The following is a 15284-nucleotide window of genomic DNA, read 5'->3' as shown; positions in this document are numbered from 1 at the left end:
ATCTGAAAGTATAGAACACAAAAAAAGCCTCTTCCTGCAAAGGAAGAGGCTTTTTGTTTATCTAAATGCTTGATGCTTAGTCGTTGTCGGTGTTCTTGACTTCCGATTTCACTTCTTTGAAAGCGCCTTTCACGGCACCACCCACTTTCTTGCCGGCATCTTTTACGTCGGAAGCAGTATTGCTGGCGGCCTGGCCTACTTTGCTGCGCTCATCGGCCGTTTCAGCTTTCACTTCATTGGCTCCGCTGCTTACGGCATCAGCGCCCTGAGCCGCGCGGGCTTCCGACTTGTCGAACGATTTGAAGGCGGCGTATTTCAGCTTTTCCTTCTGAATCTCGGCCAGATCCTTCGCCGGAATGTCGCCTTTTACTTTATCGTAGGCTTCATCGAGTGCGCGCCACTCGGCGTTGATGTAGCGCCAGTCCTCGATGTCGTATTTGTCTTCGTTCTGCTTCACGTTGGCCACGAAGCTCTCGTAGGTGGCGCGGGCGTTAGCGGCCGTTACCTGCGCCGCCGGGCTCATGGGCTTGTAGTATTTGCCCGGCTTCATGGTGCTGATGTCAGTGGAAGTGCCCGTGGTGGCCATACCGGCACCGGAGCGGTTTTTCCAAGCCATTTCGCGCTTGTCGTAGGCGGCAGTATAGCGCGTGCGCAGCGCCTCGATTTCCTGACGACGGGCGTCATCGTAGCCATCAGCGTATTTATCTACGGCGGCCACTTTGGCGTCGAAGTCGGCTTTCATCTGGGCAGTTTCCCGCTCGTAATCAGCCTCTGCTTCATTCGCTACGGCATCCGCCTTGGTTTCAGCGTCCGAAACAAACGTGGCGAAGTCGTTATAGGCCTGGTCGCTTTCAGCCGAAATTTCTTTCTGCTGGCTCTGGCTGCAGCTGGTTTGGGTGAAGGCAGCACCGCCCATCAGCAGCATAGCCGACAGCGCGTGAAGGGTGAGTTGTTTTTTGAACATGGCGGGAGAGGGTGTGTAGGGAGTAAATGGCGGGCAACTGGTTGGCAGGCCGGCTTTGGCAGATGTAACGCAGCCCAAACGCCCGGGGTTACGCCACCAGCGCAGCGGCCAGCGCGTCGGCTGTGTTCTATCTTTCGCCTCCAATTGTTTGCTTTGCCCTCGTGCTCACTCCCAACCTGCCTCCGTCGCCTATCCAACTGCTCGATCTGCCCGCCCAGCACGCGCCCATTCAGGCCGAGCTGGAAACGGCGCTGCGCCACGCGCTGCAGGAGGCCGCCTTCATCCAGGGGCCGGCCGTGCAGCAGTTTGCGCAGGAACTGAGCGACCACCTCGGCGGGCCCTACGTGGTGCCCTGCGCCAATGGCACCGACGCGTTGCAGCTGGCTCTTATGGCACTGCGTTTGCCGCCTGGCACCGAGATTATTGTGCCGGCCTTCACTTACGTAGCCACGCTGGAAGCCGCGGCCGTGCTGGGGTTGGTGCCCGTGCCCGCCGACGTGCTGCCCGGCACTTTCAACCTCGACCCGCAGGCCGCCGCCGCCGCCATTACCCCCCGTACCGGTGCCATCGTGGCCGTGCATCTATTCGGGCAGTGTGCCGATCTGGAGGCGCTGCGCACGCTGGCCGACCAGCACGGCGTAGCCCTTATTGAAGACAATGCCCAGGCCATCGGGGCCACGTTCCAAACCAGCTACGGCGAAACCTGGGTGGCCGGCACGGTGGGGGAGGTGGGCACTACCTCGTTTTTCCCCAGCAAAAACCTGGGTGGCTTCGGCGACGGCGGCGCCCTGTTCACCCGTGACCAGGCCCGCGCCACCTACCTGCGCCAGCTCGCCAACCACGGCCAGGACCGCAAGTACCATCATGCCCACATCGGCCTGAACTCCCGCCTCGATACCCTGCAGGCCGCGTTGCTGCGCGTGAAGCTGCCCCACCTGCCTGCCTGGATTGCCGCCCGCCAGCACGTTGCCGCCCGCTACGATGCGGCCCTCGGCAATTTGCCCGGCCTGGCAATCCCCACCCGCGACCCGCGCAGCACCCACGTTTTTCATCAGTACACGCTCATCATAACCGACGACCTGCCCGGCCGCCGCGACGCGCTGCAGCAGCACCTGGCAGCGTACGGTGTACCCAGTGCCGTGTACTATCCGTTGCCCACGCATCTGCAGCCTGCCTATGCCCATTTGGGCTACCGCGCCGGGCAGTTCCCGGTAGCCGAGCGGCTGTGTGGTACGGTGCTGTCGTTGCCCATTCACCCCACGCTCAGCGCGGAGCAGGTGGCTTTTGTGGCGGATGTAGTGCGTGCCTGGCGGTAGCGCAGTGGCCTGGCGCAACCCTTTGCAGCGGGTGGCGGTAATGGCTTGGCACTGTTTTTTCTTTTCGCCGTATAGACATTCCTTTCCACGCTTCCAGAATCTCTGACTTATGCGCCGTTCCTTCCTGACGCTCCTTCTGCCGCTGGCCGGGGTAGCTGCCCTCACCACCGCCGCCGTCCACAAGCCCACGCAGTTCAGCTTGTTCTCCATCCAGCAGGACATCGAGCTGGGCGCCCAGGTGGCTCGCCAGACCGACTCCATCTACCGCGCTAAAGGCCAGCTGTTGGAGCGCAGCCGCAACCCGCGCGCCTACCAGCTGCTCGACGGCGTGGTGAAGCGCGTGCTCGACAACGGCAACGTGAAGTACCGCACCCAGTTTCCCTGGGACGTGAAAATTATCAAGGACGACGCCGTGCAAAACGCCTTTGCTACGCCCGGTGGCCACATCTACGTGTATTCAGGGTTGGTTAAGTTCCTGGACAATGAGAGCGAGCTGGCTGGTATCCTGGGGCACGAAATTGCCCACTCCGACCGCCGCCACAGCACCCAAATGCTGCAGAAGCAGTACGGCACTAGTTTGCTGCTGGGCATCGTGCTCGGCAACCGCTCGTCCAACCAGCTGGTGCAGCTGGCGGCGGGCGTAGGCCAGCTCAAGTTCAGCCGCGACTACGAGCTGGACGCCGACAAATACTCCACTGTCTACCTCAACGGCACTCGTTACTACGACTGCGACGGGGCCGCTGGCTTCTTTATTAAGGCCGAAAAGCAGGGCGGCGGCCGCACGCCCGAGTTCCTGAGCACCCACCCCAACCCCGGCTCGCGCATCGCCAACATCCAGAAAAGCGCGCAGGCGCTGGGTTGCGCCAGCCGCTCAGTCAGCAACACCAATTTTGCGGAGCTGAAACGCATTCTGTAGTTTCTGCTGCTGTCTGCATTCAATCAAAAAGCCAGTTCCAGAGCCTTGCCCGGCCGGAACTGGCTTTTTTGCGCTTCATAAGCGCCGACATTCGGTTACTATAGCGCCTAGCAGTAGCGCGAACTTTGTAGTGCGCGTGCCAGTGCCGTTCGGACGATTTTGTTTCAGCAGCGCGAGGGCGCGAACTACAAGTTCGCGCTACTGCCACGCGTCCGGGGCCTTCGACACGACTTCCGAAGGCTATGAAAGGAGTTCCGAAGGTGGAGCAGGGGAGGTGCAGGAGAAACCCGCGTTTTTTCGGAGCTTGCCGAACATTCCCGTGCTCTGAAAACCGCTTTCCTTGGCTGATTCTCCTGCTGCCGTTCGTTTTGCCATCTGCGGCGTAGGCCACATCGGGCGCCGCCACGCCGCGCTGGTGGCGCGCCACGCCGGTGCCCAGCTGGTGGCCCTCATTGACACAAACCCCGAAGCCCAGGCCGCGTTGGCCACCGAGCTTCCCGGTGTCCCGTTCTTCGCGTCGCTAGATGACTACCTAGCCCAAGGCCCCGCCGCCGACGTGCTGACCATTGCCACGCCCAACGGCCTGCACGCCCCGCAGGCAGTGCGCGGCCTGCGCGCCGGCCTGCACGTGGTGGTAGAAAAGCCACTGGCCCTCAGCAAAGCCGATGCGGAGCAAATCGTGCACACAGCGCTGCAGACCGGTCGTTTTGTGTTCGGGGTGATGCAGAACCGCTACTCGCCGCCGGCCGCCTGGCTGAAGCAGGTGATGGACGAAGGCCGCCTAGGGCAAGTGTTTCTGGTGCAGCTCAACTGCTTCTGGAACCGCGACGAGCGGTACTACACGCCCGGCAGCTGGCACGGCACCCAGGCCCTCGACGGCGGTACGCTGTTCACCCAGTTCAGCCATTTCGTGGATCTGCTCTACTGGGTGTTCGGCGACATCACCAACATTGCGGCCCGCTTCCGCGACTTCAACCACGCCGACCTTACCGAATTCGAGGACAGCGGCCTCGTCACGTTCGACCTGCTGCGCGGCGGCAGCGGCACCCTGCAATACAGCACCGCCGTCTGGGACCGAAACTTGGAAAGCTCCCTCACGGTGGTGGCCGAGCACGGCAGCCTGCGCCTCGGCGGCCAGTACATGGACAAAGTAGACTACTGCCACCTGCGCAACTACACCATGCCCGAACTCGCGCCCACCAACCCCGCCAACCAGTATGGCCCCTACCAGGGCTCCGCCGCCAACCACGTCCACGTCATCGACAACGTAGTGGATACCATTCAAAAGCGCGGCGTAGCTACCACCAACGCCCTGGAAGGCCTGAAAGTGGTGGAGATGATTGAGCGGATTTACGCGTTGAAATAATGTAGTAGCACTCATGGTTTATTTCATTGGTGGAATAAGGTTGTTTTATAAGGTTTTATTGATTGAATGTGTTGTATTTTGTCTGAATATTTCTCTGTTGTTTTCAAAAAATGCGTTAGATGCGTTAAATAAATTAAGAGAAAATATTTCTCTTGAGCCAGTCTTGTTTATTGTATTCTACGGGAGTGCGTTAGGGCTTGGGCTGTGGGCACTCATCGAACTTGTTTTACCCCGTGAAGTGAGTCTGGTGAGCGGAAACATGATCATCAAAAGAGGGATTATTGTTGTTGATAGCATACCATACGATTCAATAAGTACTTTAACTTTCAGCAAGGCCAATATCGAAAAGGCTCGCACCGGGTCGCTCAAGAACGATACTGTCGCTAAGGGTGAGAAGGTGCAAGTTCAGGCACATAATAAGATGGTGCAGATTTATTCCTTTCAGATAAACGGGTATGCTATTTTCAGGCAGAAATTAATTAATCTGTCTGTAAACGCGAAAACAGTGGGTGCTCGTAAATATTCCGATGAAGTTGATTGTGGATTTCTAATCATGGGTGGTTTGTTATTGTTGGCTATGACCTACATTACTATATTTAAATGAAGGTTCATTTGATTAAATTAGGAAAATACCATTGAAACATTCCGACCAGCAAGCCCTCCACGACCTCCAGATCTGGCAACGCCGGATGCAGCAGCAGCCCACGTGGCTGAACCAGGTGGCGCGGCGGGTGCAGGCGCGGCTGAATGCGTTGTTGCCGGAGAAAGTGCACGTAGCTATTACCGTGGCCATCCAGAAGATGGTGCAGGGTGTGCTGTTCGGCTCCACGTACACCACCCAGCGGCCGGTGCTGGAGGGGACGTTGCAGGCGCGGGAAGAGCAGGTGCGGGCCCGTATCCGGGCGTACCGCAACACGGCGGCCCTGGAAGGTGGCGTGACCGGGGCCGGTGGCTTCCTGCTGGGCCTCGCCGATTTTCCGCTGTTGCTGGGCATCAAGCTCAAGCTGCTGTTTGATATTGCGGCCCTCTACGGCCACGATGTGCGCAGCTTTCCGGAGCGGCTTTACCTGCTGCACATATTCCAACTGGCCTTCAGCAGCCAGCACACCCGCCGCGAAACCTACCGCCAGCTGGCGGCCTGGTCCGAAACGCAGCAAGCCGTCACGGCTGAAACCTTTGACTGGCGCACCTTCCAGCAAGAGTACCGCGACTATATCGACCTGGCCAAGCTGGCCCAACTGGTGCCCGTAATTGGGGCCGCAGTAGGGGCCGTGGCCAACTACCGCCTACTAGCGCAGCTCGGCGAAACGGCCATTATGTGCTACCGCCTGCGGTGGTTTGCTGAGAACGGTCAGATTGCTGAAATGACGGATTCTACCCAATAAGGTGTCATTCCGACGAAGGAGGAATCTGAGTGATGCCGTTGCGCATGCTTACCCAGATTCCTCGCTTTGCTCGGAATGACACAAAAAAACAGCCCTGACGTTTCTGTCAGGGCTGTTTTTTTAGGAGCTGAGAAGCTTAGCCTTTGGCTTGCTTGCTGCCCTGGTGGGCTTTGCGCTTGGCCATGCGGTCCGCCTGCAGCTGGGTGTACTTAGCGTACTGGTCGGCGCTCAGAATTTGCTTGAGCTGGGCTTCGTACTGCGCCTTTTTGCCTTTCATGGCCTCATGGCTCTGGCGCTTGGTAGTAGGTGTGGTGCTGGCCTGGGCTTTGTAGGCCTGCATTTCCTGGGCGCGGTTCAGGTGCAGCTGACGAACCTGCTCGGTTTGGGCAGCCGACAGGCCGAGCTGTTTGGTGAGGCTCTGGGCAGCGTGGTCGGCGCGCTGCTCGGGCGTTTTGGCGGCTTTACCCGCTTTGTCGCCTTTCATGCGGTGCTGGCCGTGGGCGGCTTTGGTGGGCAGCGTCTGGGCCGAAACGGCGGCGGCGGAGAACGAGAAAGCGGCAAGGATTACGAGGAGCTTCTTCATGACTATGGTTGGAAAAGTTATGGCGGGTGAAAGAAGCCCGTTGCCGTCCGGACTGGCGTTTGGGCTTCTGCAGGGTCGTTTGCAACTCCGGTGCCAGTTTTTGGTACCAATGCCAAAAATGGGCCTCTTGAAAAATTTAAATTTTCAGGTTAAACCTTCGTTTGCTGGCCCAGTCGCGGGTTTCTATGGGCCTGATAACCTGCAGAAGCGTTGTCCGGTGCTTGGGAAGCAGGGGTCGGGGGCGCGGGCTTATTGGCCTTGTTGCACCCATTCTAGCGCGGAGAGAATCGTCGGCCCGCAACAAAACGCGGTGGTTTGGGCTTTGTACAGTTCGGGTTGTGGGGGCAGCAATCCGGTTTTACCTTTGCCCCATCAATTCTTTCTAGCCCGAAGGATTGTTTTTATACAGAGGCGCTGAGAGACAGGCTCGATGAAGCGTCGGCAACCACCCGGAACCCTCCGGAACGGTGCCAATTCCTGACCATATAAAAACAACAACGCCGTGGACGCTTCTAACAACCTCCTGCATTCAACCCTCGCTTTTTTGGCTCCGGCTGCCGCTTTGCGGTTGGCGGGCCGGGGCTGTTGTTGCTGTTGTTGTCGGGCGTAGCTAGTCCTTCCTTGCTTCTCGCGGGTACGCGCCAGCTGACGTTGACCGTCGGTTGGCAGCTGCACTAAGCGGCTTCGCGTCTGCACCTCCCTTTTTTCTCGGATTGTCGCCCGATGGCCGGGCCAGTCGTAGTCTTCGCGCTCCGGCTGGCGGCCTGCGGGAGCCACTGATGCGTGCGTTGCGCGGCTTGCGGGCGGCATAATTAGGCTGGCCGGACTTCTGCCTCTGTGTTTTTTTCCCCGGGAGCCAGTGGCTTTGCGCTGCTGTCGGCACCGGTTCGTTTCACATCTTCTGTCTTTTTGCTTCTGACTATGTCATCCCTCCAAAAGCCCATTGGTATCTATTTTGAGCACCCCGAGTGGTTCAAGCCCCTATTTGCGGAGCTGGACCGCCGCGGGCTGCCTTATGAGAAAATCGACGCCGCCCACCACTTGTTCAATCCCTCGGAAAAGGAGAGCCGCTACAGCTTGGTGGTGAACCGTATGAGCTCGTCGGCGTACCTGCGCGGGCATGGGCAGGGCATCTTCCACACGGCCGGCTACGCCACGCACCTGGAGCGCATCGGCACGCGCATCATCAACGGCTCGGCGGCCACGGCCATCGAGACCAACAAGGCCCGGCAACTGTCGTTGTTCGAGTCGCTGGGCCTGAAATATCCGGCCTCACGCGTTATCAACCACGCCTCGCGGGCCGTGGACGCGGCCCGCGAGTTGCGCTTTCCAGTGGTGGTGAAGGTGAATATCGGCGGCAGCGGCGCGGGCATTATCCGCTTCGATACTCCGGAAGGTCTGCAGGCCGCCGTCGACAACCACCAGATTGATCTAGGCATCGACCAAACGGCGCTGGTGCAGGAGTACGTAACGCCCCGCGGCGGCCATATTCACCGCGTAGAAACGCTCAACGGCAAGTTTCTCTACGCCATGAAGGTGTACACCACCGGCGAGAGCTTCAACCTGTGCCCGGCCGAAATCTGCCAGATTCCGGAAGAGCAGTCGGCCGAATTCTGCCTCACCGAAGCCCCGAAAAAAGGAATTCAGGTGGAAGCCTTCACGCCGCCCGCCGAGGTGATTGAAGCCGTGGAGCGCATTGTGGCCGCCGCCAAAATCGACGTAGGCGGCATCGAATACCTCATCGACGACCGCACCGGCGACGTGCTGTTCTATGACATCAACGCCCTGTCCAACTTCGTGGCCGACGCCGTGAACGTGGTCGGCTTCGACCCCTACGCCCGCTTCGTGGACTACTTGGAGTCGCAGCTGCCGGTGGCGGCTGTGGCCCAGAAGGAAGTAGCCACGGTGTAGGCCGACGATTCATTCAAGCAAATAAATCAGAACGTCATGCTGAGCTTGTCGAAGCATCTCTACCGCTTCGTTGCGGCAGTAATTCAACGAAGTGGTAGAAATGCTTCGACTGCGGCTGCGCCTTCGCTCAGCATGACGTTCCAATAAACTCAACTCAACGAACCATGAAATTTGGCTATTGGATGCCCATTTTCGGGGGCTGGCTGCGCAATGTCGAGGACGAGCAGATGCCTACCGACTGGAGCTACGTGAAGCAACTGGCCCAGCGCAGCGAGGCCCTGGGCTACGACCTGACGCTGATTGCGGAACTCTACCTGAACGACATTAAGGGCACCGAAGCGCCCTCGCTGGAAGCCTGGAGCACGGCCGCCGCCCTGGCTGCCGTGACCGAGCAGCTGGAAATTATGGTGGCCGTGCGCCCCACCTTCCACAACCCCGCGCTGCTGGCCAAACAGGCCGCCAACATCGATTTGATTGCGCCCGGGCGGTTGTCGCTGAACGTGGTATCGAGCTGGTGGCGCGACGAGGCCACCAAGTACGGCCTGCACTTCGAGCAGCACGATGACCGGTACGCCCGCACCCGCGAGTGGCTGGACGTGGTGACCAACGTGTGGAAGCAGGACCACTTCAGCTACGACGGCAAGTACTACCAGGTGGCCGATAACGTGCTGCAGCCCAAGCCCGCCAAGGCTCCGTTCCTGTACGCCGGAGGCGAATCGGAAGCGGCTAAGGACCTCATTTCCAGCCAGTGCGACGGCTACGTGATGCACGGCGACTCGCCAGAGCAGATTGGAGCCCGAATTGCCGACATGCGCCGTCGCCGCGAGCAGAAAGGGTTGCCGCCCATGAAGTTTGGCGTGGCCGGCTACACGATAGTGCGCGACTCGGAGCAGGACGTGAAGAAGGAACTGGACCGCATCACCAACGTGAAGGCCTCGGCCTCTGGCTACGGCAACTACCAGCAGTGGCTGGCCGGCACCCAGCTGGAGCAGCAGGTGTCCTTGCACGACTACTCGGTATCCAACCGTGGCCTGCGCACCGGCCTGACCGGCACGCCCGCCCAGCTGCAGGACCGGATTGGCGCTTTCGAGGCCGTGGGCGTCGATTTCTTCCTGTTACAGGCCAGCCCGCAGCTGGAAGAAATGGAGCGTTTCTCCGAGTCCGTCATTCAGACGCTGGTGTAGCGTCGTTACTTTCAAACGTCAATCTCTCACGTACTGGCAGGCAGCCCAACCCCAGTCAGTTGCTTATCACCCCACTACCAGCAAGGCGCCGCTACACAACGACTGTGTGCGTCTTCACCCTCTTTCATGCTCAGAAAATCACTGGAACTGCTGCGGCAGGAGGCGGCCGAAACCGGCGCCGGAACGCTTAAACGGAGCCTGAATGGCTTCAACCTCATTACCATCGGCATCGGCGTGATTATCGGGGCGGGCCTGTTCTCGCTTACCGGCATTGCTGCCGCCAACAACGCCGGCCCGGCCGTGACGCTTTCCTTCATTGTGGCGGCGGTGGGCTGCGCCTTCTCGGCGCTGTGCTACGCCGAGTTTGCCTCCATGGTGCCCGTAGCCGGTTCGGCCTATACCTACGCCTACGCCACTATGGGTGAGCTGTTTGCCTGGATTATCGGTTGGGATTTGGTGCTCGAATACTCAGTGGGCGCGGCCACGGTGGCCATTAGCTGGTCGCAGTACCTGCTCAAATTTCTAAGTAAATACGGCATCAACCTGCCCCCGCAGCTGGTGATGTCGCCGTTTGAGACGGCTACGCTGGCCAACGGGAGCGAGGTGCACGGCTTCGTGAATATTCCGGCCATGCTCATCGTGCTGGCCATTACCATGATTATCATTCGCGGTACGTCGGGTTCGGCGTGGTTCAATGCGCTGGTGGTTACGCTGAAGGTTTCGGTGGTGCTGGTGTTCATTGCGTTGGGCTGGCAGTACATCGACCCAACCAACTACCAACCCTACATTCCGCAGAACACTGGCACCTTTGGCGAGTTCGGCTGGAGCGGAATTCTACGCGGGGCAGGGGTGGTATTTTTCGTGTTCATCGGCTTCGATATCGTGGCTACCATGGCCCAGGAAACCAAGAATCCGCAGCGCAACATGCCCATCGGCATCATCGGCTCCTTACTTATCTGCACCATACTATTCGTGCTGTTCGGGCACGTCATGACCGGGCTGGCCAACTACACCGAATTCAAGGACAGCGCCGCGCCGGTGGCCATTGCCATCGAAAAAACGCCGTATGCGTGGCTGTCGTCGGCTGTTATTCTGGCCATCATCATCGGCTACACCTCCGTGATTCTGGTAGATTTACTGGGCCAGAGCCGAGTATTTTTCAGCATGGCCAAAGACGGATTGCTGCCCCCGGTTTTCGCCCGTATCCATGAACGGTTCCGCACGCCGCTGCAGTCGAACCTGCTGCTGGGGCTATTCATTGCGCTGTTTGCCGGTTTCGTGCCTATTTCGGTGGTGGGTGAAATGACGAGTATCGGCACGCTGCTGGCCTTCGTGATGGTGTGCGTGGGCATCCTGATTATGCGCAAGCGCGAGCCGAATGCGCCGCGTGGTTTCCGCACGCCCTGGGTGCCGCTGGTGCCCATCCTCGGCATCCTGACCTGCGTGGTGATGATGCTGGCGCTGCCTTGGGAAACGTGGCTGCGGCTGGCCGTGTGGCTGGCTATCGGGTTGGCTATTTATTATGGCTACGGCCGCAAGCACAGCAAGCTGGGGAATCCGGTAAAAGCTGAGTAGCAGCTAGTACGATTTGGGCCGGTGGCCCTACTGCAACAGCCGGGGCCGCAAGGTTCCGGCTGTTTGCGTTGCGTGGTGGTTTGCACGTAGCTTTAGGTCTTGTTTTATCCTGCTCTTCCGTGGAAACTATTGTTATCGAAACACCCACTGAGGCTTTCAAGCCAGCCCCAAACGTGTATCCGACCATCAAAGAAAGCTGGGGCTTTTTGGGGTGGTATTTACTGGTTTCGCTGGTGGTGGGAGTGCCAGTCTTTTTACTAGGTGAAAAGCTGCTCTCTTTGCCACCGGCTGTGGCGCTGCTGCTGGTTGTGGTGGCTGGCAACGGTACGTTGCTGTGGTTTCTGCGGCGGCAACACTCCGGCCGCTGGCTTGGCATCAACCTGCACGGCCAGGTGCCCAACTGGCTGATTATGGCCTTGCCCGTAATGGTATTGGCCGCGGATATGATCCTCTCACTAATTGATTTGCTGCACCTGCCCGCCCTCAGTTCAGACACCTATCATAAACTGTTGAAGCTACCTGTAGTAGCGTTTCTGATTTTGTGCGTGGCCGCTCCGGTGCTGGAAGAACTTTTGTTGCGCGGGGTGCTGCTGCAAGGGCTGTTGCGCAATTTCCCAGGCCGCCCATGGGTAGCTATCGGCCAGTCGGCCCTCATCTTTGGGCTGATGCACGCCAACCCACCGCAGAGCCTCGCTACGTTTTTGCTGGGGTTGCTGATGGGCTGGCTGTATTACCGTACCCGCTCATTGTGGCTGTGCATGGGCGTGCACTTCCTCAACAACCTGTTTGCCTTCACGGCAATGTTGGCTACCACCAAAACTACCAAGGAAGAAGATGTTACAGCTATGTTTGGGACGCCCTGGATATACGCCGCTGTGGTGATAGTGAGTGCCCTCGTGCTGGCTGGGTTGCTGTGGCGCGTACACAAAACCACCGTATTGCCAGAAGCAGCCGGTTCAGCTGATACACCGGAAACGTTCGAGGTTGTGGCGGTGGCCAGAATAGTTTCAGAGGAAAGCGTTGAGAAGAGTAGCTGGTAAGATAGTTGGGCCTGGTACGACCTCTGAGTGTGGGTTACGCAATACTCCTCTTAATTAGCTTCTGTAGCACCACGCGCACTTGCGGCTCGGCGTTGGTGAGTAGCAGCAGGCTACCGTACACGGCCGTGAGCAGGGCGGAGCGCAGTAGCATCGTGACAAACAGCGAGTGCACAAACGGCACCAGCCACGCCGCTACGCCGGCCACGGCGGCCAGCAGCAAAATCAGCGGGACGCGCTTATCGAAAGGCTGCAGCCCGAAGCTGCGCCACACAAACCAGGTGCGCGCCGTATTGATGACCAGCAATGCCACGGCCGCAGCCACTGCCGCCCCGGTCAGGCCCATGCGCGGAATCAGCAACAGATTCATGAGTACCGTGGCGCCGGCCAGCGAGGCGTTGAACAGCAAATCGTAGCGGTAGCGCGGCGACGTAACGACGATCAGGCCGTTTACGCCGGTGATGCCGTCGAAGAGGCGGCCGGCCAGCAGGATAAGCACGGCGCTTGTACCGGCGGCGTAGGCGGGCTTCATCTGGGCAAAAATGAAGTCGAGGTTGAGGGCAATACCCAGAGCCAGGTAGCAGCCCAGCAGCGTGTTGATACGGGTGGTGCGCTGGTAGAAGTCGGCCATGCGCGCCAGGTCGTTTTCTTTCCAGTAATCAGCCAGCAGCGGAAACGCCACTTTGTAGAGCGCCCGAAACGGCAGCACCAGCGCCGTGCTGATGAAGAACGCCACGCTGTAGATGCCTGCCCCATCGAAGCTCACCTTGGAGCCCACCATCAACGAATCGATGGTGGTGATGATGACGCCTGACACGTTGCCGAGCAGTGCAAACGCCCCAAAGCTGAGCATCTCCCGAAGCGGCCGCACGTGCAGCGCCTCCCGCTTAGGCTGCAGGTGCAGCTCCCCGATGCAGGCGGTGTAGAGCGTAAGCAGTAGCGCGATACTGCTGCTGGCTCCCACGTACCAGAGCACGTAGCCGGAGAAGCTCAGATAGCCGCTGCCAAACAGCAGCGCGCCCGCCGTTATGAGCAGCCGCAGCACAATTTCCTGCGCAAACGAGGAAAACGCTGTGTGATAAAGTGACTTCAGGTAGGAATCCTGCAGGTTGAGTAGCAGGGTGAACAAGGCCAGCACCAGCCCCCACACGTAGTACTCGCGCAGCAAGTCGGCATCCTTGGGATACCAGCTCAGCACCAGCGGCTTGCCCACCAAGTACAACGCTGCCACCAGTCCAAAACCCAGCAGCGGCACGCCCAGCAGAAACGGCAGAAACCCCCGATGACCGGTTTCGGGCTGCCGGAAATACGGGAAAAACCGGACGCCCATGTTGCCGAATCCAAACGCCGACACCTGCGCAAACAGCGTGGCCAGCGCCACCAGCACGCTGGTCAGGCCAATCTGGCGCGGCTCCAGCACCTTGGGCAGCACCAGCACCGTATTTACGAAACCCAGTGCCAGGCCCGCGTAAGAAATAACCGTGTTGCGCAGCCCCTGCCGCCGAACGATACCCAATGGACGTGATGAGGTAATGAAGTGATGAGGGGAATCGAACGAAATCAGGCCGTCATGCTGAGCGAAGGCGCAGCCGCAGTCGAAGTATCTCTACCTCTGACTAAGTTCTGGTATCTCGCTGACGCGCAAGGATCCTTCGCGCTGCTCAGGATGATAGAGGGCGCATTGCCGCACAAATATCCGTGCCGTTAACGAAAGCCGTATTGCGGCTGCGAAGGTAGTGCATCAGCTCGGCGAACTGGCGTGGGCCGGTGGTGGTGTTGGCCGGGTCGAAGTGGTCGTTGTGCCAAAGCAGCGTGCAGACGCCACCGAACCGCTCGATTTCCCGGAACATGGGCGTCAGGGCCGTCAGGATTTCGTTGGGGGCCAGCTGCAGGTAGTTGGGGTGATGCAACGTAGCATCCATAACGTTGAGCGGAAATTCCTGGAAACGATACCGTTGGCCGCTCGTGAAATCGAATGGATTGAAAGGTAGACAATAGGAATTGCGGAAGCCGAAATGCTCGGCGAACCCTAGTGTAGAATCGTACTCGAAGGCCAAATCATCAACCACGCCTGGCGTGATGCGCGGCTCCCATTGTAAGTAGTGAAACCGCACGCCAGGTACGGTGTTGGGCGTACCTATCCCCAAAGAAGTTTCCCGAATCAACTGGTTACTGTCGTTGGCGGTGCCAATACTGGCGTGTAGCCTAATTTCCGCCCCGGCCGCTTCCAAAGCTCTTATTCGCGGTAGTAAGGCCGCAATTTGATAATCCGCATTCGGCGTGCCGTTAGCCGCTTTTCGGTGTTCGGGCAGGAAGAAGAATGTGCTCTTTGCTCCAAACTCCGCAACTGTACGCTGCACCAGCTCCAGGTTGTCCCAGGCATCGGGCCGAGTGAAGTGCTGCCAGAGTTGTTTGCCGAAGCGCAGCCACTGCCGCTGCTGCAGCGCGGCTTTAGCCGGCGCCTTCCAGGCGCCGTGCAGGCTGTCGATATCGTGCGTGACGAAGGTGGCGAAGGGCACGCCACCCGCCCAGCGGCGCGGCGCTAGCGGCCGGCCCGTGGCGTGCTCCACGGCCGTTTTCAGCACTTCGAAGTAGTAGTTGACGACGGGCACGGCCACGAACCCGTAGCGGTGCTGCACGCTGGCTGCAAACGGAAAACGGCCGTGCCGGTCCCGCTCGTCAGAGAAAAACTCCTGCCAGCCGCTGAGCAGGTAAAAAGCCGCCGACACGATATCAGCATTGATACGCGCTTGTCCGCTGGGCAGCAGTTCCAGCAGCGGCTTTTCGGGGTGCGGGTCGAAGAAAAACGGCAGTTGCTGCCCGTCCCAGTCGCGCCAGTTGGGGGGAGCGGGGTAGGGGTTGGTTTCGGCGAAGAAAGTGCCGGCCGCGTCAACGATTCTCACCTGCGGCTGCGTGGCTTTATAGCCGCAGGTTACCTCCGGCCGTCCATCGTAGGCCTGCCAGAAATGGTGCAACACATACGCCAGCCGGCTTTCGGGCGTGGTAGCAACGACAGGTGGCAGCGGCGGCAGCATGGTTTCGGCAGA

At 59.3% G+C, this 15284-nt stretch carries 13 protein-coding genes and 1 riboswitch; of the genes, 9 read left to right on the top strand and 4 right to left on the bottom strand.

Annotation, left to right across the window (positions count from 1 at the left end):
• Nucleotides 1-76: 76 nt before the first annotated feature.
• Nucleotides 77-964, bottom strand: a complete 888-nt coding sequence (locus H8B14_RS12780; RefSeq protein ID WP_187316037.1) for a DUF6565 domain-containing protein — start codon at nt 962-964, stop codon at nt 77-79.
• Between the two features lie 161 nt (nt 965-1125).
• Between H8B14_RS12780 and H8B14_RS12775 the strand changes: the two genes are divergently transcribed.
• The 5 genes from H8B14_RS12775 (at nt 1126) to H8B14_RS12755 (ending at nt 5947) form a co-directional block, all read left to right on the top strand.
• A complete protein-coding gene (locus H8B14_RS12775) occupies nt 1126-2280 on the top strand; it encodes a DegT/DnrJ/EryC1/StrS family aminotransferase (RefSeq protein ID WP_315984827.1) in 1155 nt (384 codons plus the stop codon).
• A 109-nt stretch (nt 2281-2389) separates the two neighbouring features.
• Nucleotides 2390-3196, top strand: coding sequence for a M48 family metalloprotease (locus H8B14_RS12770; protein WP_187316036.1), 807 nt, complete (start codon nt 2390-2392; stop codon nt 3194-3196).
• A gap of 340 nt (nt 3197-3536) precedes the next feature.
• Nucleotides 3537-4562 (top strand): Gfo/Idh/MocA family protein, encoded by a 1026-nt coding sequence (locus tag H8B14_RS12765; protein WP_187316035.1) that lies wholly within the window; start codon nt 3537-3539, stop codon nt 4560-4562.
• A 13-nt stretch (nt 4563-4575) separates the two neighbouring features.
• The gene (locus H8B14_RS12760) at nt 4576-5166 is read left to right on the top strand and encodes a hypothetical protein (protein ID WP_187316034.1); all 591 of its coding nucleotides are present in this window, start codon (nt 4576-4578) and stop codon (nt 5164-5166) included.
• A gap of 31 nt (nt 5167-5197) precedes the next feature.
• Nucleotides 5198-5947, top strand: coding sequence for an EcsC family protein (locus H8B14_RS12755; RefSeq protein WP_187316033.1), 750 nt, complete (start codon nt 5198-5200; stop codon nt 5945-5947).
• A gap of 136 nt (nt 5948-6083) precedes the next feature.
• Here H8B14_RS12755 and H8B14_RS12750 read toward each other — a convergent pair whose 3' ends face one another.
• The gene (locus H8B14_RS12750) at nt 6084-6530 is read right to left on the bottom strand and encodes a hypothetical protein (protein WP_187316032.1); all 447 of its coding nucleotides are present in this window, start codon (nt 6528-6530) and stop codon (nt 6084-6086) included.
• A gap of 398 nt (nt 6531-6928) precedes the next feature.
• Nucleotides 6929-7022, top strand: a riboswitch (SAM riboswitch).
• A gap of 429 nt (nt 7023-7451) precedes the next feature.
• Here H8B14_RS12750 and H8B14_RS12745 point away from each other — a divergent pair.
• The 4 genes from H8B14_RS12745 (at nt 7452) to H8B14_RS21355 (ending at nt 12240) form a co-directional block, all read left to right on the top strand.
• On the top strand, nt 7452-8441 hold the full coding sequence (locus H8B14_RS12745) for an ATP-grasp domain-containing protein (RefSeq protein ID WP_187316031.1): 990 nt from the start codon (nt 7452-7454) through the stop codon (nt 8439-8441).
• A gap of 164 nt (nt 8442-8605) precedes the next feature.
• Nucleotides 8606-9625, top strand: a complete 1020-nt coding sequence (locus H8B14_RS12740; RefSeq protein WP_187316030.1) for an LLM class flavin-dependent oxidoreductase — start codon at nt 8606-8608, stop codon at nt 9623-9625.
• Nucleotides 9626-9751: 126 nt separating this feature from the next.
• Nucleotides 9752-11200, top strand: a complete 1449-nt coding sequence (locus H8B14_RS12735; RefSeq protein WP_187316029.1) for an amino acid permease — start codon at nt 9752-9754, stop codon at nt 11198-11200.
• 119 nt (nt 11201-11319) lie between these two features.
• Nucleotides 11320-12240: a CPBP family intramembrane glutamic endopeptidase gene (locus tag H8B14_RS21355; RefSeq protein ID WP_187316028.1), complete on the top strand. Its 921-nt coding sequence runs from the start codon at nt 11320-11322 to the stop codon at nt 12238-12240.
• Between the two features lie 34 nt (nt 12241-12274).
• Here the strand turns inward: H8B14_RS21355 and H8B14_RS12725 are convergent, their stop codons facing one another.
• Together H8B14_RS12725 and H8B14_RS12720 are read right to left on the bottom strand one after the other, a co-directional pair.
• Nucleotides 12275-13753 (bottom strand): lipopolysaccharide biosynthesis protein, encoded by a 1479-nt coding sequence (locus H8B14_RS12725; RefSeq protein ID WP_187316027.1) that lies wholly within the window; start codon nt 13751-13753, stop codon nt 12275-12277.
• Between the two features lie 145 nt (nt 13754-13898).
• Complete coding sequence (locus H8B14_RS12720; RefSeq protein WP_187316026.1) at nt 13899-15272, bottom strand: DUF7033 domain-containing protein; 1374 nt, start codon at nt 15270-15272, stop codon at nt 13899-13901.
• Nucleotides 15273-15284: the final 12 nt, after the last annotated feature.

The sequence above is a fragment of the Hymenobacter puniceus genome (assembly GCF_014333525.1).
GTDB lineage: Bacteria > Bacteroidota > Bacteroidia > Cytophagales > Hymenobacteraceae > Hymenobacter.
This window is presented reverse-complemented; position numbering and strand designations above follow the sequence as displayed.